At 74.0% G+C, this 23382-nt stretch carries 13 protein-coding genes and 1 pseudogene; 6 read left to right on the top strand and 8 right to left on the bottom strand.

Going from position 1 to position 23382, the window contains the following annotated elements:
- Positions 1–316: pseudogene (locus PINTE_RS23255) on the top strand (sirohydrochlorin chelatase); the annotation flags it as partial.
- A 49-nt stretch (positions 317–365) separates the two neighbouring features.
- Here PINTE_RS23255 and PINTE_RS12215 read toward each other — a convergent pair.
- Both PINTE_RS12215 and PINTE_RS12210 read right to left on the bottom strand, forming a co-directional pair.
- Positions 366–680, bottom strand: coding sequence for a transcriptional regulator (locus tag PINTE_RS12215; RefSeq protein WP_068430836.1), 315 nt, complete (start codon positions 678–680; stop codon positions 366–368).
- Positions 677–1207 (bottom strand): hypothetical protein, encoded by a 531-nt coding sequence (locus PINTE_RS12210; protein ID WP_068430833.1) that lies wholly within the window; start codon positions 1205–1207, stop codon positions 677–679. Before PINTE_RS12210 ends, PINTE_RS12215 begins: the two co-directional genes overlap by 4 nt.
- 243 nt (positions 1208–1450) lie before the next feature.
- Between PINTE_RS12210 and PINTE_RS12205 the strand changes: the two genes are divergently transcribed.
- On the top strand, positions 1451–3325 hold the full coding sequence (locus tag PINTE_RS12205) for an FUSC family protein (RefSeq protein WP_157087217.1): 1875 nt from the start codon (positions 1451–1453) through the stop codon (positions 3323–3325).
- Here PINTE_RS12205 and PINTE_RS12200 read toward each other — a convergent pair.
- The 3 genes from PINTE_RS12200 to ffh all read right to left on the bottom strand — a co-directional run bounded on the left by PINTE_RS12200 (position 3317) and on the right by ffh (position 7278).
- The gene (locus PINTE_RS12200) at positions 3317–4975 is read right to left on the bottom strand and encodes a phytoene desaturase family protein (protein WP_084343531.1); all 1659 of its coding nucleotides are present in this window, start codon (positions 4973–4975) and stop codon (positions 3317–3319) included. The two genes, PINTE_RS12205 and PINTE_RS12200, sit on opposite strands and share 9 nt — an antisense overlap.
- A gap of 1 nt (position 4976) precedes the next feature.
- Positions 4977–5483 (bottom strand): SRPBCC family protein, encoded by a 507-nt coding sequence (locus tag PINTE_RS12195; RefSeq protein WP_084343530.1) that lies wholly within the window; start codon positions 5481–5483, stop codon positions 4977–4979.
- 112 nt (positions 5484–5595) lie between these two features.
- Positions 5596–7278: a signal recognition particle protein gene (ffh, locus tag PINTE_RS12190; protein ID WP_068430827.1), complete on the bottom strand. Its 1683-nt coding sequence runs from the start codon at positions 7276–7278 to the stop codon at positions 5596–5598.
- A gap of 250 nt (positions 7279–7528) precedes the next feature.
- On the opposite strand from ffh, the gene PINTE_RS12185 reads away from it, so the two are divergent.
- The 3 genes from PINTE_RS12185 (at position 7529) to PINTE_RS24370 (ending at position 17254) form a co-directional block, all read left to right on the top strand.
- A complete protein-coding gene (locus PINTE_RS12185) occupies positions 7529–15121 on the top strand; it encodes a type I polyketide synthase (RefSeq protein ID WP_084343529.1) in 7593 nt (2530 codons plus the stop codon).
- A gap of 44 nt (positions 15122–15165) precedes the next feature.
- Positions 15166–15588: an MGMT family protein gene (locus tag PINTE_RS12180; protein WP_084343528.1), complete on the top strand. Its 423-nt coding sequence runs from the start codon at positions 15166–15168 to the stop codon at positions 15586–15588.
- 73 nt (positions 15589–15661) lie between these two features.
- Positions 15662–17254 carry an ROK family protein gene (locus tag PINTE_RS24370; RefSeq protein WP_176573213.1) on the top strand — a complete coding sequence of 531 codons (1593 nt, stop codon included), beginning with the start codon at positions 15662–15664 and terminating at the stop codon, positions 17252–17254.
- A gap of 818 nt (positions 17255–18072) precedes the next feature.
- Here the strand turns inward: PINTE_RS24370 and PINTE_RS12170 are convergent.
- From PINTE_RS12170 to PINTE_RS12160, 3 genes are all read right to left on the bottom strand, one after another.
- Positions 18073–20592: a [protein-PII] uridylyltransferase gene (locus PINTE_RS12170; protein ID WP_084343527.1), complete on the bottom strand. Its 2520-nt coding sequence runs from the start codon at positions 20590–20592 to the stop codon at positions 18073–18075.
- A gap of 167 nt (positions 20593–20759) precedes the next feature.
- On the bottom strand, positions 20760–21098 hold the full coding sequence (locus PINTE_RS12165) for a P-II family nitrogen regulator (RefSeq protein ID WP_068430814.1): 339 nt from the start codon (positions 21096–21098) through the stop codon (positions 20760–20762).
- Positions 21095–22459 carry an ammonium transporter gene (locus tag PINTE_RS12160; protein ID WP_174524012.1) on the bottom strand — a complete coding sequence of 455 codons (1365 nt, stop codon included), beginning with the start codon at positions 22457–22459 and terminating at the stop codon, positions 21095–21097. The genes PINTE_RS12165 and PINTE_RS12160 overlap by 4 nt, the downstream gene beginning before the upstream one ends.
- A gap of 178 nt (positions 22460–22637) precedes the next feature.
- Here PINTE_RS12160 and PINTE_RS12155 point away from each other — a divergent pair.
- A partial coding sequence (locus PINTE_RS12155) for an oxygenase MpaB family protein (protein WP_068430838.1) occupies positions 22638–23382 on the top strand: 745 nt, incomplete at its 3' end.

Here is a 23382-nt window from a genome sequence, read left to right as displayed (position 1 = left end):
CGACACCGAGGCCGTCGCGTCGCTGTTGGCGCGCCGCTGGCCCGGCCGGGTCGGGGTCGGGTACGGCGCCGCCGCCACCCCCCGCGTCGAACACGCCGTCGCGGCCGCCCGCGCCTGGCGCTCCTGCACCACGGGCCGGGTCGTCGTCGCCTCCTACCTCATCGGCGAGGGCTACTTCCTGTCCCGCCTCGCCGACTCCGGCACCGACCTGCTCACCGACCCCATGGCCACCCACCCGGGGCTCGTCGAACTCATCGCCCTGCGCTACGCCCAGACCTGCGCCGACCTCGACGCCCTCGAGCGGGAGGCGGTCTGAGCGCTCTGCCGATCGGGCGCTATATCGCCCGTTCGGCAGAGCCGGGCCGCTAGCGCGGCAGCCCGGCGGCCTCGCTGAGCCGGTGCAGCTCGGCCAGGTGCCCCTGCAGGGCGCGGCGCCCGGCGCGGGTCAGGCTCGCCCACGTGCGCACCTTGCCGCCCAGCCCCTGCGGCTTGTCGAGCATGACGTACCCGGCGCTCGTCAGCACCTTGAGCTGCTTGCTGAGCACGGAGTCGGCGACGTCGAGTTCGTCGCGCAGCGCGCCGAACTCCATGCGGTCGACCGCCGAGAGCATCGCGCAGATCCGCAGCCGGTGCGGGGCGTGGATCGTCTCGTCGAACCGGGGCTCGACCCGCTCGCTCATCGCCGGCCCGCCTCGCCCGCCCCTGTGTCCGCTGTGCCTTCGGTGCCCTCTCGGCCGCCGAGCTCCCCGAGGCGGTGGGCCAGCGGCAGCCGCGGCTCGAGGAAGTGCCCGACGACGAGCGAGGCGAGCAGGGCCAGCGCGGCCGCCGGCCAGCCGACCCAGGCGTGCCCGGCGTCGGTGAGCGCGATCGCCCCGATCACGAGCGCGACGAAGAGCACGCCGTAGCCGATCCAGATCCGGCGGGCGGCGCCGTGCGCCTGGGCGATCGTCACCCACACGCCGGTGCTGCGCTGGTACCACCACACGAGCAGCCCCATCGACAGCGCGGCGATGAACAGGGCGAGCAGGTCCCAGGGGCGCGGAGCGACGGTGCCGCCCAGCACGAGCAGCGCGGCGGCGAGCCCGTGCGCGAGGTAGTAGCCGCGCGGCGATCGCACGCGGCGGCCGGCGCGGTCGGCGGCGTCCTGGGCGTCGGCCAGGGCCGCGCGGGCGTCGTAGGGCTCGTGAAGCTGCGGGTTGCTTTCCATGACGGAAAGACTAGGTGTAGTTTTCTGTTTCCGCAAGGGAAAGGTACGGATTGACCGCTCGACGCGCGCCGAGAGGTCAACAGCCCTCCCCCGCTCGTCGCGCAGGCCCCTGACCTGCAGCAACACGAGCGGCTCGCGCAGTGACCTCTCGCGAGCGGTCACCGCCCGCAGACGCGTGTGACGGCCACGTGGACCGGGGCCCGCGGCAGGGCGCCACGGCACGGGCTGGGACACTGGCTCACCGTGAGCGTGTCCCGCACCGACGTCCGCTCGGCCCTGAGGCTGGCGCCGTCTCCACCTCGGCTGAAGATCGCGATCAAGGCCGCGGCGGCGATGACCCTCACCCTCGGCGGCGGCCTCGCGCTGACCGGCTCCCTGTCGGCCGGCGCGCTCGCCTCCCTCGGCGCGTTCACCGTGCTCTACGGCCCGACGACCGCGGCGCGCTGGCGGCTGCGCCTCATGATCGCCGTCGGAGTCGGCCTGGTCACGACCGCGGCGATCGGCGCCCTCACCGCCCCGCTCGGCTGGATCGACGTGCCGGCGATGGCCCTGACCGGCGGCGTCGCCGCGCTGCTGTGCCAGGCGCTGCGCCTCGGCCCGCCGGGGGCGTTGTTCTTCGTGCTCGTCCACGGGGTCGCCGGCCTGTCCGCCTCCCACGGCACCTCGCCGGGGCGGATCGTCGCGATGGTCGCGCTCGGCGCGGTGCTCGCCACCGCGATCGGCATGAGCGACGTCGTGCTCGACCCGCAGGGACCGCAGCGCCAGGCCGTCGAGGCCGCCGAGCGGGCGATCACGAGGTTCGAGGAGGCGGACGACCCCGACTCCCTCGACGAGGTGCGCCGGGCCGCCTCCGCCGCGCTGCACCGGGCCTGGACGGTGGTGACCGACGGCGGTTCCGCGCCGCGCTGGACCGACCGGCTGTGGGGCGCGCAGGAGCGCTACATCGCGGTGACCGCCCGGCTCACCGGCGCGCGCCTCGGCATCTCGCCGCACCCGTGGGAGTCGGCGGCGGGCAACGAGACCGCCAGCGACCTGCTCGCGCTGCAGGAGCCCACCGACCGGGCCCGGGCGGGGCGCGTCGAGCGCGAACAGATCCGGGACACCTCGCTCGGGCGGCCCGCCGCGAGCTTCACGCTGCGGCGCGCGCTCGAACCGGGCAGCGAGACCCGCCTCGTCGCCGGGCGCGTCGCCGCCGCAACGCTGCTCGGCTCCGCGGCGGCGATGTTGGTGCAGAACGACCACCCGTACTGGGCGGCCGCGACCGCCACGCTCGTGCTGCACCAAGGCGGCACCCGCCGCGGCCAGACCGTCCGCGGGCTGCAGCGCTTCGTCGGCACACTGCTCGGGCTCGCGCTGTTCGCGGCGATCAGCGTCGCCGATCCCGGGCCGGTGGCGGTCGTCGCCCTGGTCGCCGCGCTGCAGTTCGTCATCGAGGTGATGATCGTGCGCAACTACGGCTACGCGGTCATCGCGATCACGCCGCTCGCGCTGACGATCTCCGCGCACGCGAGCCACAGCGCCCAGGCGACGCTGGCCGCCGATCGCGCGCTCGACACGCTCCTCGGTGTCGCCGCCGCCTTCCTCGTCCTGTGGTGCAGCGGCCGGCGCCGCCCCGAGCTGCCGCTGCGCGCCCACGGCCGGCGCGTCGTGCGCGGCCTCGACCACGTGCTCGCCGACCTGGCCGGCGGAAACGTGGAGACCCGGGCGGCGCGCGAGCACCGCCGCCGGCTCTACTCCGACCTCCTGGAGACCGACGACGTCGCCCGCCGCGTGCAGGCCGACGCCGGCGACCGGGTCGCCGACTACCACGCGATGCAGCGGTCGCTGACCGACCTCGGCTACCTCGTGCTCGGCGCCGCGTGGAACCCCGACATCCGCGGAGCCCGCGACCAGTTCGCCGCCGCCCGCGCGCCGCTCGCGCACATCCTGGCCCACCCGGTCACCGAGCCGCGTGACGCCGCCGACATCGCCGCGAAGGTCGCGGCCGTCGAGGCCGTCATCACCGACTGGCCGGATCAGCCGGACCACCCGGATCAGCCGGACCACCGCTCAGTTCGGGTGGAGCCTGATCCGCGTCGGGCTCGGTATCGACCGCATTCGTCACGAAGGTCAGAGTAGGGCGGCGGACTGCGCCGATCGCCCCGCCGACTGCGAGCGGTTGCGCTCGGGCCGGCCCAGCCAGTCGGGCCGGGCGTACAGGCCCCGCAGCGCGCGCCGATGCGCGGCGCCGTAGGGCCGCCCCCACCAGGCGGCGTCGGCCAGCGCCGCGCGCGCGGCGACGTACCCGCAGCCGCCGTGCACACCGCCTCCGGGGTGGATGGCGGCGCTCGCCAGGTACACGCCCGGGATCGCGGTGCGCGGCCCGCCGAAGGAGGTGAACGGACGCCACAGCGCCTGCTGGAAGATCTGCTGGGTGCCGCCGCCGACCGCGCCCTCACCGAGATTCGCGTTGTCGGCCTCTAGGTCGGTCGGGCTCTGCACCCACCGGTCGAGCACGAGATCGCGCCAGCCGGGGGCGTATTCGTCGAACGTCGCCTCGCTTCGGCGGGTCAGCTCGAGGGTCGATCGGGAGTCGGTGTGCCCGCGCGGCGGGTGCGTGTACAGCCACAGGGCCTGCGTTCCCGCCGGCGAGCGCGACGGGTCGATCGTGCTCATCTGGCCGACGAGGCTGAACGGCAACCGCGGCAGCTCGCCCGCCTCGAGCCCGGCGGACCACTGCACGAGGCCGCGCCAGGAGTGCCCGAGGTGCAGCACGCCCGCGCCGCGGGCCGCCTCGTCGCGCCACGGCATCGGCCCGCTGAGGCGGTAGTTGAGCTTGAGCGTCGGCAGGTCCCAGAGGAATTCGTGCAGGCGGCGACGGATTCCGTCGGGCACCACCGCCTCCGGGAGCAGGCGGCCGTAGAGGGCGGGGGCGCTGACGTCGGCGAGCACCGCGCGGCGGGCCCGGATCGTCTCGCCGGAGGCGGTGTGCACGAGGGCCCCGCGGGCGCGGCCCGGTTCGATCGAGGCCACCGGGGTGCCGGTGCGCACGTCGGCCCCGGCGGCCTGGGCCCGCGACCGCAGTGCGAGGGCGAGTTGCCGGGTGCCGCCGACGGGCGAGGGGAAGCCGACGTCCTGCGCGAGCATCGTCATGAGCCAGCCGAACACCCCGCTGACCGGGGCGGTGGGGGGCACGTCGGAGTGCATCGCGTTGCCCGCCAACAGGTCTCGGCCGGCCTGCCCCTCGAACAGCTCCTCCCCCATGCGCGTGACCGGCAGCAGGAGGAAGCGGGCGAGGTCGGGCATCGACGCCGGGCCGGCGGCCCGCACCAGCCTCGCCGCGGGCGCCACGGGGGGCCACCGGGTCAGCAGCGCCGCGAGCAGCGGATCGCGGATGCGCCGGTAGTGCTCGACGAGCGCGAGCCACGTGTCGCCGTCGCGGGGGTGGTCCTCGGCGAGGCGGGCGGCGGTGGCGTGCGGGTCGTCCTCGATGACGGCGGCTGGCCGGTCGGGGTGCGCGAGGTGGGCCAGCGGCCGCGGCGCGTGCGCCCACGCCAGCCCGTGCGACTCGAGGTCGAGGCCGCGCAGCACCGGCGAGGAGCGGGCCAGGGGGTGGCAGGCGCTGAACTCGTCGAGCACGAAGCCGTCGACCGTGCGTGAGGAGACGGCGCCGCCAACCTCGTCACGCTCCTCGAGCACGACGACGTCCCAGCCCGCGTCGGCCAGGGTCACGGCGGCGACGAGGCCGTGGTGACCGGCTCCGACGACGACGGCATCGACTGTGCGCATCTCAGCTTCTCAGGCTCTCCCGGTGGTCGGCGCTCGGGGTCGGGCGCGGGGTCGGACTCGGGTTCGGGCCGGGGCTCGTGCGGCGCTCGGCGAGGTAGACGAGCCGGTTGAGGGCCTCGCGGTTGCGGATCCACATCGCGCCCTGGCGCACCGGGACGGGCACCAGCCTGCCCGGGCCGCGGAAGAAGTCCTCGCGCATGCGCACCCGGGTGCCCTGCCCGGTCGGGGTCAGCGTCAACTCGACGCGGGCCTGCCCGAGGGGGCGGATCCGCGCCTCGAGCACGAGCCGCTCGCCGGGTTCGCTGACGGCGACCTGGGTTTCGTCGTCGAGCACGGCGGGCCAGCCGCCGACCGAATGGTGCACCTTGGCGCCGACGGCGGGCCACTGGGGTTCCACCGCCCGCATCCGCGAGGCGCCCACGACCCAGGCCGTGAACAGCCAGCCGTTCGCCAGCACGTCCCAGACCTCGTCCGGCGTGGCCTTCGTCGTGCGCTCGACCGTGAACATCGCGGCCTCCCTCACCTTGGCGTCCGCCCCAGGCTAATCGGGCATTTCGACCCGTGCCCGTCGAGCCCCCGCGCCCCATCACTTGGCCGAAGGGGAGATGGGGGGTGAAGGGCTACTTGAGGTACTTGTCGAAGCCCTTCGGGAGCTTCGTCGGGTCCATGTTCTTCAGCAGCTCAGCGGCCTGCTGGGCGTCGACACCGGCTCCCTGACCACCCTGATTACCTTGACCACCCTGACCACCGAAGGCGCTGCCGGCGGGCGACTGCTGCTGCTCGAAGGCGGCGCCGTAGGCGTTCTGGCGGGCCTGCTCGCGCTTGGCCTCGATCGCCTTGGCCTGCTGGGCGCGCTTGGCGGGGTTGCCGCTCTTGCCCTTGGCCTTGGCCGGCGGCTTGCGCTTGGCGCCCCCACCGCCTCCGCCGGGCATGCCCGGCATGCCCGGCATGCCGCCGCCGCGGCGCAGCTGGCGCATCATCTTCTGCGCCTGCCCGAACCGCTCGAGCAGCTGGTTGACCTCGGAGACGGTGACGCCCGATCCGCGCGCGATGCGCGAGCGGCGCGAGCCGTTGATCTGCTTGGGGTGGGTGCGCTCGAACGGCGTCATCGAGCGGACCATCGCCTCGACCCGGTCGAACTCGCGCTCGTCGAGGGAATCCAGCTGCTCGCGCATCTGGTTCATGCCCGGCATCATGCCGAGCAGCTGCTTGAGCGAGCCCATCTTCTTGATGGCCGCCATCTGCTGGAGGAAGTCGTCGAACGTGAAGTCCTCGTCTTCCATGAACTTGCGTGTCAGCTCGGCCTGCTCGCGCCGGTCGAAGGCGCGTTCGGCCTGCTCGATGAGCGTGAGCACGTCGCCCATGTCGAGGATGCGGCTGGCCATGCGGTCGGGGTGGAAGACCTCGAAGTCCTTGGTCTGCTCACCGGTCGACGCGTACATGATCGGACGCTGCGTGACGTGCGCGATCGACAGTGCCGCGCCGCCGCGAGCGTCGCCGTCGAGCTTGGAGAGCACGACACCGGTGAAGTCGACGCCGTCTTGGAACGCCACGGCCGTGTCGACCGCGGCCTGACCGATCATCGCGTCGACGACGAACAGCACCTCGTCGGGCTGGATCGCCTCGCGGATGTCGGCGGCCTGCTGCATGAGCGCGGTGTCGATCGCGAGCCGGCCCGCGGTGTCGACGATGACGACGTCGCGCTGCTGGCGGCGGGCCTCCTCCACACCCTGCCGTGCGACCCCCACCGGATCGCCGTAACCCCTGGTGCCCGAGCCGTATTCGATGACCGCGTCGTAGCCCTCGACGTTACCCTTCTCGGGCGCGAAGACCGGCACGCCGGCGCGCTGGCCGACGACCTCGAGCTGGGTCACCGCGTTCGGGCGCTGCAGGTCGGCGGCCACGAGCATCGGCGTGTGCCCCTGCTGCTTGAGCCAGTAGCCGAGCTTGCCGGCCAGCGTCGTCTTACCCGAACCCTGCAGGCCCGCGAGCATGATGACGGTCGGCGGCTGCTTGGCGAACCGCATCTGGCGGGTCTGCCCGCCGAGGATCCCGACGAGCTCGTCGTTGACGATCTTGACGACCTGCTGACCGGGGTTGAGGGCCTGGTGCACCTCGACCCCGAGCGCGCGCTCACGCACCCGCGACGTGAACGCGCGCACCACCGGCAGCGACACGTCGGCGTCGAGCAGGGCCACGCGGATGTCGCGGATCGTGGCGTTGACGTCGCTGTCGGTGACCCGGCCCTTGCTGCGCAGGTTCTTGAACGTCAGGGTGAGGCGGTCGGACAGGTTGTTGAACACCGACCCAGGCTATCCGAGGTCTCTCCACGCGCCCTGAGGCCGCCCGCGCACCGGTCGCGCGCCCGAGCCGGCACCGACCCGGACATACGCCGCAACGTGCCCATCCTTTGGGTGGGGAAGTTCGCGTTCCTGTCGCCGATACCCGGCAAACCGACTAGGACAGAGACCGAACCCGGCCGCGTGACCCGGCCGCGGTGCCTCCCGCGGTACCGTGTCGTTCGGAACGCGGACACTCAACGAGGAGGCTCCCATGTCGACCACGAGTCATCGATCCAGTCCCCCGACCACTGCCCCGACGAGTCCGCCGACCAGTCCGCCGACCAGTCCGCCGACGAGTCCGCCAGGACGGGGCGCGGCGCCCTGGTTCGTCACCCTGACGGCCCAACCCGACGCCCGCTGGCGTCTTATCGGCTTCCCGTACGGGGGAGGCGGTCCGCAGGCCTTCCGCGGTTGGCCGGAGTTGCTGGGTGTGTGCGCCCCCGTCGGGGAACCCGACGCCGGCGGCGCGGACGTCGAGCTGCTCGCGGCCAACCTGCCGGGCCGTGGCAGCCGCCTCGACGAACCCCCGATCAGCGACCTGCCCACCCTCGCCGACGCCCTGACCGACGCGCTCGTCGAGCACCTCGACAAGCCGTTCGCGTTCTTCGGCCACAGCGTCGGCGCGCTCGTCGCGTTCGAGGTGGCCCGCCGTCTGGAGGAGCGTGGGCTGCCTGCGCCCCTGCGGGTGTTCGTCTCCGCGCACACCGCCCCGCCCGTCTCCGCCGACCCGGCTGCCGCCCCCGCTAGCGACCCGACGAGCGACCCGGCCACCGGCCCCGCCGGCCCAGCCGACGACCCCGTCGATGAGCCGACCGACGACGCGCCCACGCCCATGTACGCCCTCCCCGACGACGAACTCCTCGACGTCGTGCGCCGGCTCGGGCTGGTGCCGGCCGACGCGCTGGCCGATCCCGAGCTCGTCGAGCTGATCCTGCCGCCGATGCGGGCCGATTTCGCGCTGTCCGAGACGTACACCGCCGCCGACGGCCCGCCGCTGCGCGCCCCGCTGACCGCCCTCGGCGGCACCGACGACGACCTCGCCACGCCCGCCGACCTCGCGGCCTGGGAGCGCCACACCACCGGCGGTTTCGCCACGCGCGCGTTCGTCGGCGACCACTTCTACACCGCCTCCCGCACGCGGGAGGTCGTCGAGACCATCGTGGCCACCGTCTCCGCCGACATCGCGGCCCTGCCGCCGTCGCTGCTCGAGGGGCCGGTCGAGGAGTACCCGCGCGACGCCTGCCTACACGAGCTGTTCCGCGCGCAGGCCGCCCGCACCCCGGAGGCGGTCGCGGTCGTCGACGGCGACCGGAGCCTGACCTTCCGCGAACTCGACGAGTGCACCGATCTGCTCGCCCGGGCCCTGCAGGGCCGCGGCGTACGGGTCGACTCGCTCGTCGGTATCCGCCTGCCGACGAGTGCCGACTTCGTCATCGGCTACCTCGCGGCCCTCAAGGCCGGCGGCGCGTACCTGCCGATCGACACGACCTACCCTGAGGCGCTGTTGGAGCAGACGCTGACCGCAGCCGACCCCGTCGTCGTGCTCACCGACGGCGACCTCGCCGACGCGCTGCCTGCCCGCTGGCGCGAGCGGTCGATCATCCTGTCCGACGGCTGGCTCGAACGCATCGCCGAGGCGGCACCGCCCGCGTTCGACGAGAGCGTGCGTCCCGGACCCGAATCGCTGGCCTACTGCGTGATGTCGTCGGGCACGACCGGCGAGCCGAAGGGCATCCTGTGCCCGCACCGCGGCGCGGTGAACTCCTACCACTGGCGCTACCGGCACGTGCCGTACGGCGAGCACGAGCGCGAGGCCTGCAACGTGTTCTTCGTGTGGGAGGTCATGCGGCCGATCCTGCGCGGGCGGCCCGCCTACATCGTCCGCGACGACGTCATCTTCGACCCGCCGCGTCTCGTGCGTTTCCTGCACGAGCAGCGGATCACCCGGGTGCTGTTCACCCCGTCGCTGCTGGAACAGGTGCTCGGCACCCCGGGCCTCGACCTGGAGACCGCGTTCGAGCACCTGCGGGTCGTCTACCTCAACGGCGAGGTCGTCACGACGTCGCTGGCGCAGCGGTTCACCCGCCGGTTCGCCTGGATCCGGCTGCTCAACGACTACAGCATCTCCGAGACCCACGACGTCTGCACCACCGATCTCGCGACCGTCGACCCCGCTCTCTCGCCCCGGTTCGCCCCGCTCGGGGAGCCGATGGGCAACGTGCGCGTATACCTGCTCGACGACGAGCTTCGCCCGGTACCACGCGGATTCACCGGCGAGATCTACGTCGGCGGAGACAGCCTGGCCCGCGGCTACCTCGCGCGCGGTGAGCTGAGCGCCGCGCAGACGACCGCGCAGCGCTTCGTGCCCGACCCGCTGCGCGCCGACGGCTCGCTGCTGTTCCGCACCGGGGACTCCGGGCGGCTGCTGGCCAACGGCCACCTCGAGGTGACCGGCCGCATCGCGTTCATGATCAAACTGCGCGGCTACAGCATCGTGCCCGGCGCGGTGGAGTCGGCGCTGACCGCCCACGACCGCGTCGACGCCGCGCTCGTCACGACGCTGGACGACCCGGCCACCGGCCAGCCCGAGCACCTCGTCGCCTATGTCGTCTCGGACGGCTCGGTGGAGGACGACGCGCTGGTCACGCAGCTGCGCACGCACCTGCGCCGCCGGCTCGCGCCCTACTCCGTGCCCTCCTACATCGTGCCGCTGACCCACCTGCCGCTGGCCGCGACCGGCAAGGTGGACCGCCGCGAGCTGCCCGCCCCGCAGCGTTCGAGCGCGCGAGGGCAGACCCTGCTCGACCCGCCGACCACGCGCCTGGAGCGGCTCGTGGCCGACGCCTGGGCCGGCGAGCTCGGTCTGGAGGCGGTCGAGGCGGGCGTCAACTTCTTCGACGTCGGCGGGCACTCGCTGGCCGCCGCGGGGGTCTGCGCGCGGCTGCGCGAACGGGGCCTGACCGTCTCCGTCATCGACGTCTTCACCTACCCCAGCGTGCGAGCGCTCGCCGCCAGCCTGGAGGACGCGTCCGGCTCGCAGGACGCCGAGCCGGAGCCGGTATCGGCCGCCGCGGCCCCGGCGCCGGGCGAGCCGATCGCCGTCGTCGGCGTCGCCTGCCGCTTCCCCGGGGCACCCGACGCCGACGCCTTCTGGCGCACGATTCGCGACGGGACGCGCTCGATCCGCGACCTGACGCAGGAGGAGTTGCGCGAGCGCGGCGTGTCCGCCGACGTGCTCGCCGACCCCGACTACCGGCGCATCGGCGCGCTCGTCAACGGCGTCGAGGAGTTCGAACCCGGCTTCTGGGGCATCAGCGCCAAGGAGGCCACGCTGATGGACCCGCAGCACCGGCTTTTCCTCGAGTGCTGTTGGCAGGCGCTGGAGAACGCCGGGCACGCCCCGCGCACCGACGGGGCGCGCACGGGGGTCTTCGGGGGGGTCTTCCTCCCGACCTACCTGCTGCACCACCTGCGCGGCGGTGGGCTGCTCGACCCGCGGGACCCGATGGAGGCGCATCTGACCGAGATCGGCAACGACAAGGACTACGTGACGACGCGCGTCTCGCACCTGCTCGACCTGCGCGGTCCGAGCATCAACGTGCAGACGTCGTGCTCGACCTCGCTGGTCGCGGTCGCGATGGCGTGCCAGTCGCTGCAGGCCGGGGCGTGCGACACGGCCCTCGCCGGGGCGTCGAGCCTGACCTTCCCGCAGGCCGGCTACCAGTACGCCGAGGGCCACATCAACAGCCGAGACGGGTGGGTGCGCCCCTTCGACGCGGACGCCAGCGGCACCGTGCTCGGCGACGGGGTCGGCGTCGTCGTGCTCAAACGCCTCGCCGACGCGCGGGCCGACGGCGACACCGTGCTCGCCGTCATCACCGGGCACGCGACGAACAACGACGGCACCCTCAAGGCCGGCTACTCGGCGCCGAGCGTCGCCGGTCAGGCCCAGGTCGTCGCCGACGCGCAGGCGATGGCCGGCGCCGAGCCCGACTCCTTCTCCTACCTGGAGTGCCACGGCACCGGCACCCTCGTCGGCGACCCGATCGAGGTTCGGGCCCTCACCCAGGTGTTCCGGCGCCGCACTAATCGCACACAATTCTGTGCACTCGGCTCGGTCAAGGCCGGCATCGGCCACAGCAACATCGCCGCCGGCATGGCCGGGCTCATCAAGACCGTGCTCGCGCTGCACCACCGCCAGTTGCCGCCGCTCATCGGGTTCCGCGAGCCCAACCCGGCGCTCGACCTGGAGCGCAGCCCGTTCTACATCAACACGCAGCTGCGGGACTGGCCGGCCGGCGACGGCCCGCGCCGGGCCGGGGTGTCGTGCTTCGGCATCGGCGGCACCAACAGCCACCTCGTGCTCGAGGAGTACGTGCAGCCAGAGCCGGTGAGCGCCCCCGACGAGGCGCCTGATGTGGCGCTCATTCTGTCGGCCCGCACCCGGGCGTCGTTGCAGCGCAACGCGGAAGCGCTCGCCGACCGGCTCGAGACCGACCACGGGCTCGACCCGCGAGACGTCGCCTACACGCTGCGGGTCGGGCGCGAGCGGTTCGCCGAGCGGCTGGCGGTCGCCGGCTCGGACGGCGCCTCGCTCGCGGCGGCGCTGCGCTCCGCGCGGCCGCGTACCGCCTCCCCCTCGGCGGGCTCCGGGCTCGTCTTCGCCTTTCCCGGCCAGGGCTCGCAGTACCCGGGCATGGGCGCGGGGCTGTACGAGCGCGTGCCGGCGTTCCGCAGGCACTACGACGAGTGCGCCCGGATCCTGGCGGACGACCACGAGATCGACCTGCCCGCGGTGGCGTTCGCCGACGGGGGTGGTGACGAGGGCGGCGACGGCACCGCGGAGTTCATGCGGGCGGAGCATCTGCAGCCGGCGCTGTTCGCCGTCGAGTACGCGCTGGCGCGCACGCTCATCGACTGGGGCCTGCGGCCCAGCGCGCTCGTCGGCCACAGCCTCGGGGAGTACGTCGCGGCCTGCATCGCCGACGTCATCGACCTGCCCGACGCGTTGTCGCTGGTCATGGCGCGCGCTCACGCGATGGAGGCGGCCGGACCGGGGGCGATGCTGTCGGTCAAACTCACCGCGCAGGAGGCGGCCGCGCTCGTCGCCGACGAGCCCGATGTCGATGTCGGGGTCGTCAATTCACCTGGGGACGTGGTGATCTCCGGGCGGATCCCGGCCATCGAGCGCCTCGAGGGCGTGCTCGCCGACCGCGGTGTCGGCGCCCGGCGGTTGCACACGACCCGCGCCTTCCACTCCCCGATGATGACCTCGGCCGCGGCCGCCGTTGCGCGGCAGGCGGAATCGGTGACGCTGCGGGCGCCCCGGATTCCGATCCTGGCCAACCTCACCGGCGACTGGTACACCGACGAGCAGGCCACCGACCCTGGCTACTGGGGGCGGCACCTGCGCGGCACCGTGCGGTTCGCGGACAACGCCGCCGCCCTGCTTGCCCGCGGAGCGGCCGTCGTGCTCGAGGTGGGGCCGGGCCGCACCCTGTGCGGACTGGTCGCGGCGGCCGCCCGGGCCGACACCGGCTCCGGGTCACCGTCCGAGCGCGCTACTGCCCCGGTGACGGTGCCGTTCATGCGCCACCCGATGGAGGAGCGGGTCACCGACTCACTGGCCCTCATGCAGGCGCTGGGTCAGGCCTGGGCGGCGGGGGTCGACGTCGACTGGGCGGCCGTGCATTCCGGCGAATCCCGGCGGCGCGTACCGCTGCCCGGCTACCAGTTCGACGGGAGACGGTGCTGGCCGGACGACGCCGGCGCTCGGCCGGCGGGCGCTGCGTTCGGCGGGTCGTCGGAGCCGGCGCCCCCGGACGCGAAACTTCCGGTGGACGAGTGGTTCTGGCTGCCGTCGTGGAAACGCACGATGTCGCCGGCGCCGCAGCCCGGGCCGGGGTCGCAGCCCGGGCCGGGGTCGGCCGCGGGGCAGGCGTCGCCGACCCGTTGGCTCGTGCTCGACGACTGTTCTTGTGACGGGTCTGGCGATGGGTCTGGTGCGGAGTCTTGCGACCGGCCTGGCCACGGCGTGTCGGCCCGGCTGCGGGCCGGGCTCGCCAAGCGCGGCGACGAGGTGATCCGGGCGGTGCGACCCGGCCCCGGCCGCGAGGTCGGTGAGCGCGGCGACGACGGCGCGACGATGCGCGTCGACGCCGACGTCGACGGGCTGCGCCGGCTCCTGCGCACGCTCGCGGCGCAGGATCGGGCTCCGCAACGGCTGCTGTGCCTGTGGCCGCTCGCCGATGACGGCTCGGATGGGGGCTCGGATGGCGGCGCGGATGGGGGCGCCGAGGGCGGCCCGACATCGACGCTGGAGCTCGTCGCGCTCGCCCGCGCCCTGACGCTCGAGGCGCTGCCGGAGCCGCTGCACGCGTGGGTGCTCACACGGCGCGCGGTGGCCGTCGATGCCGAGGCCGCCGACCCGGCGCGCGCGACGCTGCTCGGCCCGGCCTTGGTGCTCTCCCAGGAGAACCCGAGCATCACGTGCCGGGTGCTCGACCTACCCGCTGAAGCCACTGAAGCCGCTGAGCTGCTCGCCGCGCGGCTGTTGCGGGAGTTGACCGCGGCGACGCCTGACGAGGAGTCGATCGTCGCGTTCCGCGGCGCCGGGGGCGTCCACCGCTGGGTGCCCTCGTACGAGCCGGTCAGCCTGCCGCCGGGACCGCTGGATCCGTCAGGGCCGTCAGAGCCCACAGATCCGCCGCGGCCGTTGAAGCCGTCAGCGCCGCCCGAGCCGCCCGAGCCGCCGCGACCGCAGTCGCGCCTGCGCGACGACGGGGTGTACGTCATCACCGGCGGGCTCGGCCGCATCGGCCTCACGCTCGCCGGACACCTCGCGGGCCGCGGCGCCACGCTCGTCCTCACGACCCGGTCTGCGCCTCCTGCGTCCGAGGTGCTCTCTCGGCTGCGCGATCTCGAGGCTGCGGGCGCGCGGATCGACGTCGTGCAGGCCGACGTGGGGCACCGCGACGACGTCAGCGCCGCGCTCGCCGCGGCCGTCGATCGGTACGGCCGCATCGACGGGATCTTCCACGCCGCCGGGCTCGCCGAACTCACCTACCTGCCCGACCTGTCCGACGACATCGTCGCCCGCGAGTTCGCGCCGAAGCTCGACGCGCTCGGCCATCTCGACGCTGCGTTGGCCGACCTCGCCCGCGCCGGTGCCGCGCCGGACTTCGTCGTGCTGTTCTCCTCGATCGCGGGCGTGCTCGGCGGGTTGGCGATGACGGCGTACATGGGGGCCAACCGGGCCATGGACGCGTTCGCCGACGCCGACCCGCGCCGCCACGGCATCGACTGGGTGGTGGTCGATTTCGACGACTGGGACTTCGACTACTCCACGCAGCAGGTGGCCGCGTACACCGCCTCCGGGGTCGATCGGTTCGCGATGTCCCCGGAGCAGGGCGTGCAGGTGCTCGAGCGCGTGCTGGCCCTGCGTGAGCCCGCGCACCTGGTCGTCTCGACGCGGCCGCTGGCGCCGCGCCTGGATCAGTGGGTGCGCCAGCACGTGTCGGCGGCGCCCGGCTCGGAGCCCGAGGCCGCCGGTCCGGACCCGGCCGCGGACGGTCTCGCCGGCCGCCTCACGTCGGCGTACGAGACGGTGCTGGGCGTCAGCGGCATCGACGCCGCCGACAACTTCTTCGATCTCGGCGGAGACAGCCTGCTCGCCGCGCAGATCCTCGCGCGGCTGCGGCGCTCGCTCGGGCTCGACGGCCAACTGCAGCTGCAGGACATCTTCAGCTATCCGTCGGTCGCCGAGCTCGCCGACCACCTCGAGGCGAGCCAGGCGAACGGCTAGGAGGCCTGGGGTGCCTGCGGCACCGGCCGTGCTTCGATGAGGGCATGACAGCTGGGCCGGAACGGGCGCTGTGGCTGCGGCGCGCGGTGGCGACCGTCGTCCGGCTCGTGCCGCCGGGGCGCGTCGTGGCCTACGGCGACATCGCCGAGCTGCTCGGCGCCGGGCCGCGGCAGGTCGGGCGGATCATGGCGACCGGCCCGGCTCCGGACGAGGAGCCGGTGCCCTGGTGGCGGGTGACGAACGCCGCCGGTCGGCTGCCGCCGCACCTGACCGACGAGGCCGTCGCGTGCTGGCGCGAGGAGGGCACGACGCTCGCGCGCGACGGTCGCGGCGCCGCGATCCGGCTCCGCCGCGCCGACCTGCCCGCTCTCGCCGGTGCCGCGGAGGCGGCGCTGGGGCCGCTCCCCGGGGCGGCCGATACCGTTCCCGACCACCGCCGCGGCGGCCGGCGCGCAGACTGCACCTAGGGCACGCGGCCACCGGCCCGCGACAACCGGGTCGCGGTGGGAGCAGATGCGTTGCCCGGCTACAGTTTCGATCATGTCGGCCCGACGAAACCCCAGGTCGCAGGCTGCGCGCGCAGACCGGCGCGCGGCTCGAGCCGGTGCTCGCCAATCGACCCTTCGCGAGACCAACCTGTCGCTGGTCGCGCGCACCATCTACGCCGCCCCGGCGCCGCCGTCCCGGGCCGGGGTCGCGACCGCCACGGGCATGACCCGTTCCACGGTCTCCCGGCTGGTCGACGACCTCGTCGGAGGCGGCCTCGTCGCCGAGATGGCCCCCGCCGCGGTGGTCGGGCCCGGGCGCCCCGCGACCCCGCTCGTCCCGACCCGCGGCGCCGTGTGCGCCGTCGGGCTGCAGGTCGACCCGACGTTCCTGTCGGTGCGCATCGTCGACCTCGCGGGCGAGGTGATCGGGTCACGCCACGTCACCGGCGACTACCTCGACGCCGACCCGGAGCCGGTGCTGCGCGCCCTCGGCGACCTGGCGCGCGCGGCCCTCGCCGAACTGCCCTCCAGCACACCGGTCGTCGGCGTCGGACTGGCCGTTCCCGGCATCGTCGACGACGAGGACGGCCGGGTGCTGCGGGCGCCCAACCTCGGTTGGTCCGACGTCGACGCGGTGCCGATGCTCGGCGAGCTGGCCGCGCCCGCGCTCGGTTCGAACTCCGCTGCCCGCATCGGGCTGCCCACTCCCCTGCCGGTCACGCTCGGCAACGAGGCCGCCCTGGCCGCACTGACGATCGCCCGCGAACGGCCCGGCCACCCAGGCGAACTCACCGATTTCGCCTACCTCGCCGGCGGAGTCGGTGTCGGCGGCGCGGTCGTCGTCGACGGCCGGCTCGTGCGCGGGCAGCACGGCTGGGCGGGCGAATTCGGCCACGTGAGCGTCGACCCCGACGGGCCCGCCTGCCGGTGCGGATCCTTCGGCTGCCTCGAGCAGTACGCCGGTGGGGCCGCATTCGTCCGAGCAGCCGGTCTGAACGGTCCCGACGACGCCCGCGACGGAGCCGGTGGCCTCGACGCCCCCGCCGCCCCGCGCGCTCTGCGTGGCACGGGTGTCCCGGGCGCCCAGGAGGTCCCCAGCGCCGAACGGACTCCGGGGATCGAGACAACCACGGCGGTCAAGGCAACCCCGACAGGCGAGGCAACCCCGGCGGTCGAGGCAAGCCCGCCGGTCGAGGCAAGCCCGCCGGTCGAGGGAACCCCGGCACACGCGGGAACCTCGACAGGCGAGGCGACCCCGGCGGTTGAGGGAGCCGCGGCGTCGTTGGGTCACCCGGGCCACACCGCGCACCTGTCGATCACCGCCGAACTGGTGCACCGCGCCCAGGAGGGCGACGCGGCGGCCGGTGCGGCGCTGGATCGCGCGATCCGCGCGCTGTCGGTGGCGCTGGCCGACGTCGTCAACGTGCTCGACATCTCGACGATCGTGCTCGGCGGCCATCTCGCGGCGCTCGCGGAGGGCGTCGGCGAGGAGCTGAGCGGCCGCCTGGCGCACCGCGTCATCTCGGCCCGTTGGGCCGCGCCGCAGATCGTGCCCGTCACCAGCGACGTCGCCGCCGGGGCGCTCGGCGCTGCGCTGCGCGAACTCGACGCGGTCATCGACGACCCCGCCGCCTGGATCGGCTGAGCCTCCCCCGACTCCCCTGACGTTCTGCGCCCCGGTTCCGCCCGCGGCCCTGCTCCCCTGTGCCCCTTCCCTCCGCTCCCCCAGCCGGCCCGGTGCCCCGGCCCAAGACAGTGGGAGATTCACCCGCGCAGACGCGGCAGATCTACGACGCTCTTTGCGCCCGCCACGGCCCCGGCCCCCGGCCCGACGACCGACGCGGCCGACGGGACACCTCTTTCTCGACTGAGCCTCTTTCAACGGACGGGACACCTGCGATCGCGGGTGTCCCGTCGAGCCAACGGTGCCCAGTCGAGAAAGCGGTGTCCCGTCGAGCCAACGGTGCCTAGCCACGGCCTCGGCCCCAACCCGTCGCCCCCGGGCGCATCGCCCCAAGACGGTGGGAGATTCACCCGCGCAGACGCGGCAGATCTACCACGCTCTTTGCGCCCGCCGCGGCCCCGGCCCCCAGCCCGACGACCGACCCCGGCCGACGGGACACCGGTTTCTCGACTGAGCCTCTTTCAACGGACGGGACACCTGCGATTGCGGGTGTCCCGTCGAGCCAACGGTGCTCAGTCGAGGAGTCGGTGTCCCGTCGAGGCCAAGGTGCCCCGTCGAGGCGGAGCCGCGCGCCAAGGCTCGGCAGAAACCCCGGCCGCGGCCGCAGAGGCCCGGCGACCCTACGCCGAGGCCGGCCACGGCGAGCGACCTCGGGGCTCACGCGTGGCGACGCCACGTCGAGCGGTCGCGGCCGCAGAGGCTCGGCGACCCTACGCGGAGGCCCGGCCGCGCCGACGCGGTGGTCAGGTCGTAGCCGGTCGGGTTGTGCGACCCCGGGCTCACCCGTCGGCGACGTCGATCAAGGAGCCGACGACCTGGGCCACCCGCCCGGGAGACAGCATGGCCCCGTCGGGCTCGGTGAGGTAGACGGTGTCGACGGCTTGGCCGCAGTACGTGGCGACGTGGGCGCTGCGCACGCTCACCTTGGCCGACGCCAGGCAGCGGCCGACGTCGTGCAGCAGACCGGGCCGGTCGGTGGCGCGCAGTTCGAGCACCGTGGAGTCCTCGGAGGCGTCGGGCACGAGCAGCGCCCGCGTCACCGGCGACGCGTGGCTGCGCGGGGGGCGCCGCGTCAGCGGAGTCAGCCCGCGCCGGTCGCCGGAGAGCAGCCGCAGCATCGACCGCTCGATGGCCTCCGCGTCCGCCCGCGCGCCCGTCGGCGACTCGACGTGCCAGCGGTCGACCGCCAACCCGTCCACCGTCGCCAACCTCGCCCGGCGCACGCTGAGCCCGTGCGCCGCGAGCAGCCCTGCGGTGTCGGCGAAGAGCCCGACCCGGTCGGGGGCGATGACCTCGACGAGCTGGCCCTCCCCGTGGTCCTCGACGTGCACCTGCACGCCCACGCTCTCCGCGGCCGCGCGCACGTGCGCGGCGACCTCCGGCAGGCCGTCCTCCTCCGGCCCTGGGTCGACGACGTGCGGATCCGGTCCATGCCCCTGCGCGGCCAGCCGCCGCCGGGCCGCGCCGACGAGGTCGTCGACGAGCCGGGCCCGCCACTGGCTCCAGGCGGCCGGGCCCGCTGCGCGCGCGTCCGCCTCCGTCAGGGCCCGCAGCAGGTCGAGGGTGTCGGGGTCGTCGTCGATCGCCTCGCAGAGCATCTCGACGGTGCGCGGATCGTCCGGGTCTCGCCGGGTCGCCAGGTCGACGAGCGTGAGGTGGTGGCGCACGAGATGCGCGACCTGATCGGCCTCCTCGGCCGAGTACCCGAGGGCGAGCACGGCCTGGCCCGCCGGTTCCGCGCCGAGATGCGCGTGGTCGTCGGAGCCGTAGGCCTTGCCGATGTCGTGCAACAGGCACGCCAGCAGCAGGATGTCCGGGCGGCGCACGTCGGCGAGCAGCGGCCGGGCCTCGATGACGGCCTGGATGCTGTGCCGGTCGACGGTGTGCCGGTGCACCGGGTTGTGCTGCGGGCGGCTGCGGATCGCCGACCACGCCGGGATCCACTGATCGACGGCGCCCGCCAGCGTGAGGCTCTCCCACACCCCCGCCAGTCCGTCGCCGGCGGCGAGCAACTCCCCGAAGATGTCGCGGGCCTTCGGCGACCAGGGTTTGGGCAGGTGCGGGGTGTTTTCGACGAGGTTGTCCAGCGTCGTCGGCGCGATCGGCAGCCCCGCGAGCGCCGCCGCCCGCGCCGCCCGCAGCAGCAGCAGCGGGTCGCGAGCCGGGTCGGTGCGCGGGCCCAGCACGATCTCCCCGTCGTGGCTCGACAACCCGTGCCCCAGCGGCGTGAGCATCGGGCGCCGCGGCCCGACCCGCAGCGTGCGGGCCCGCTGCGACTGCCCGGCCCGCCGCGACGTCGCGTCGAGGGCGTAGGCGATCGAGCGCCCCGCCTCCGTCACGTCCTTGAGCATGAGGTCGGCGTCGCCGTAGCCGAGCAGCGCGGCGACCGCGTCGTGTTCCTGCTGCACGAGCCGGTCGCGCCCGCGCCCGGTGACCAGGTGCAGCGCGTCGCGCACGTCGAGGAGCCGGGCGTAGGCCTCGTCGACGGCCCCGCGGGGCCGGTCCGCCAGCCACGCCGCGGCGAGGGCCCGGATGACCGTCATGTCACGCAGCCCGCCGCGCGACTCCTTGAGGTCGGGCTGGATGAGGTGGGCGAGCTCGCCGTGCCGCTCATGGCGCTCGCGCACCGCCTCCATGAGCTCGGGCAGGCGCTTGCGGGCGTTGGCGCGCCAGTCGTGCGAGATCGTCGCGCGCACCCCGGCGACCAACTCGGGGTCACCGGCGATGAGGCGCAGGTCGAGCATGCCGACGGCGGCGACGAGATCGTCGCGGGCCACGCGGCGACACTCCTCCAGCGTGCGCACGCTGTGGTCGAGGCGCACCCCCGAATCCCACAGCGGGTACCAGAACCGTTCCGCTATCTCGCCGAGCGCCTTTCCCCCGATCCGGCCGTCGTGCAGCAACACCAGGTCGAGGTCGGAGGCGGGCCCGCTGTCCGAGCGCGCGAGGCTGCCGACCGCGGCGAGGGCCAGCCCCTCGCGCTGGCACCCGGAGCCCAGCCAGGCGCGCTGCAGCCACGCACCGGTCACGGCGGCGATCGCGTCGCGGCGGCGGGCACCGGCTCCGACCTCGGTGAACGCGCGCAGGCTCGCGGCCTCGGTGCGCAGCCGCCGCAGATCGCCGGGAGCGCGCTCCGACGACTCACCCTCGGAGTCCGACCCCGCGGCCCCTCTCCCCGCCTCGGCGCCCGGCGAGGCCGCAGAGGCCGCAGCGGCCGGCGAGGCCGAAGGGGCCGCTGAGACCGCTGAGGCCGAAGAGACGGCCCGAGCGGACTCGGCCGGACGTGTCCTGCGTGGCATGTCTAGGTCCTTTCCCGCGCCGCGGCGGCACACGCTGATTGCGGCGGACTGCACAACAAATGGCCGGAAAAACTCGGAGCCCGAGGTGTCGGTGCTGGAGGGGTTTGGCACCGACACCCCGGGCGGTCGATGGGGTGGCTGAACGAAGGTGGCGACGGAGGCGGCGCCTACAGCGCCTGCGGGCCCCGCTCGCCGGTACGGACGCGGACGACCTCTTCGACGGGGATCGTCCAGACCTTGCCGTCACCGATCTTGCCGGTGCGGGCGGACTTGACGATGACCTCGACGACATCGGTGACGTCCGCGTCGTCGACGAGCACCTCGAGACGGGCCTTCGGCACGGTGTCGACCGTGTACTCCGCGCCCCGGTAGACCTCGCTGTGGCCGCGCTGACGGCCGAAACCGCTGGCCTCGCTGACCGTCATGCCGGCCACGTCGAAGGCCTCGAGGGCACTGCGCACGTCGTCGATCTTGAACGGCTTGATGATGGCGGTGACGAGCTTCACTGGTTGACTGCTCCCTCGTTGTTCTGGGCGGCGCTCGTGTCGTGACGGTCGCCGGAGGTGGTGGTGGCGCGGGCGAACCCGCCGCTCATCGACCGTACGCCGGGCTGGCCGAGCAGCTCGTACGCGGTCTCGGCGTGCTCGTGGCGGTCGATGCCCTCCAACTCGTGGTCGTGGTCGATGCGGAAGCCCATGGTCTTGTGCAGCACGAAGCCGATGATGTAGCTCGCGACGAACGACACGATGAGCACGGTGAACGCACCCACGGCCTGGCGCCACAGCTGGTCGACGCCGCCGCCGTAGAAGAGGCCGTCGACGCCGGCCGGCGAGGCGGACGTGGCGAGGAAGCCGATGAGCAGCGTGCCGACGAGACCGCCGACCAGGTGCACGCCGACGACGTCGAGGCTGTCGTCGTATCCGAACTTGGTCTTCAGGCTCACCGCGAAGGCGCAGGCGGCGCCGGTGATGAGGCCGAGGATGACCGCGCCGACCGGGGAGATCGAGTTGGCCGCGGGGGTGATGCCGACGAGACCCGCGACGATGCCCGAGGCGGCACCCAGCGACGTCGGGTGGCCGTCGCGGACGCGCTCGACGGCCAGCCAGCCGAGGATCGCGGCGGAGGTCGCGGCGAGCGTGTTGACGAAGGCGACGCCGGCGGTCGTGTTGGCGGCCACGGCGGAGCCGGCGTTGAAGCCGAACCAGCCGAACCACAGCAGCGCCGCGCCGAGCATGACCAGCGTCAGGTTGTGCGGCCGCATCGGCTCCTTGCGGAAGCCGTGCCGGTTGCCGATGACGAGCACGAGCGCCAGGGCGGAGGCGCCGGCGTTGATGTGGATCGCGGTGCCGCCGGCGAAGTCGAGCGCCTGCAGCTGGTTGGCGATCCAGCCGCCGCGCACCGAGCCGTCCGCGGAGTCGAACGCGAACACCCAGTGGGCGATCGGGAAGTACACGATGGTGCCCCACAGGACGGTGAACACCATCCACGTGGAGAACTTGGCGCGGTCGGCGATGCCACCGGCGATCAGCGCGGTGGCGATGATCGCGAACATCGCCTGGAACGCCACGAACGCGATCGCCGGAATGCTGCCGGCGACGGCGTCTTCGCTCATCAGGCCCTGGAGGCCGAGGTATTCGGTGGGGTTGCCGACGAGGCCGCCGATGCTGTTACCGAAGGCCATGCTGTAGCCGTAGAGCACCCACATGACGCCGATCGTGGCCATCGCCCCGAAGCACATCATCATCATGTTCAGCACGGACTTTGCGCGGACCATGCCGCCGTAGAAAAAGGCAACGCCTGGGGTCATGATCATCACGAGCGCGGCGCTCGTGAGAACCCAGGCGGTATCGCCGCTGTTGATCTCCATGCCAGGTAGCTTCCGCGCGCCACATTTCGCCATCGCGCCGCTCGTGTTACGTGCCGGTCAACGGGCGCGGGTGCGGTGTAAACGTCGTGTTTCGAGTGGCGCCGGCGGCAGGCGCACGTATGGTGCGGGCAAAGGAGGGTGGATGAACTCGTCAAACCGGCGCTCGCGTGCCGTCGCCATGAGTCACGGGGCGCTGACCAGGGTGTTCGCTCCGGCACGCTCGGCGCTGGCGCACGCCCTGCGCTCGCGGGTGGCCGGCGAGGATGCCTCGACGCGGGCCGGGCAGATCTGGGGAGCCGTCGGCGAACGCTGGTTCGCCCCAACGGATCCCGTGTGGCGGGTGCACGCCGACGCCGCGATGTTCGTCGGCGGCATCCGCGCGCTGCTGCTGCAGTCGCTGCACCCGCTGGCGATGGCGGGGGTGGCCGGGCACTCCGGCTACAAGTCCGACCCGTGGGGGCGGCTGCAGCGCACGAGCGACTTCATCGCCACGACGACGTTCTCGACGGTGCCGCACGCCGAGGAGGCGATCGCGCGGGTGCGCGCGATCCACGGCCGGGTGCTCGGGCGGGCCGACGACGGCCGGCCGTACCGGGCCGACGACCCCCACCTGCTGGCGTGGGTGCACGCCGCGGAGGCCGACAGCTTCCTGTCGTGTTTCCAGGCGTACGGACCGGGGCGGCTGACGGAGGCCGAGTGCGACACCTATGTGGCGCAGGCGGGTCGGGCCGCCGAGGCGCTCGGGGTGCTCGACCCGCCACGCACCGCCGCACAGCTGCGCGCGACGCTGGAGTCCTACCGCCCCGAGCTGCGGGCCACTCCGGCCGCGCGGGAGGCGGCCCGCTTCCTGCTGCACGAGCCGCCGCTGCCGTGGTCGGCCCGGCCGGGTTACGCGATGCTCGCCGCGGGCGCCGTCGCCGACC

It is taken from the genome of Piscicoccus intestinalis NBRC 104926 (assembly GCF_001515525.1).
Lineage (GTDB): Bacteria > Actinomycetota > Actinomycetes > Actinomycetales > Dermatophilaceae > Kineosphaera > Kineosphaera intestinalis.
This window is presented reverse-complemented; position numbering and strand designations above follow the sequence as displayed.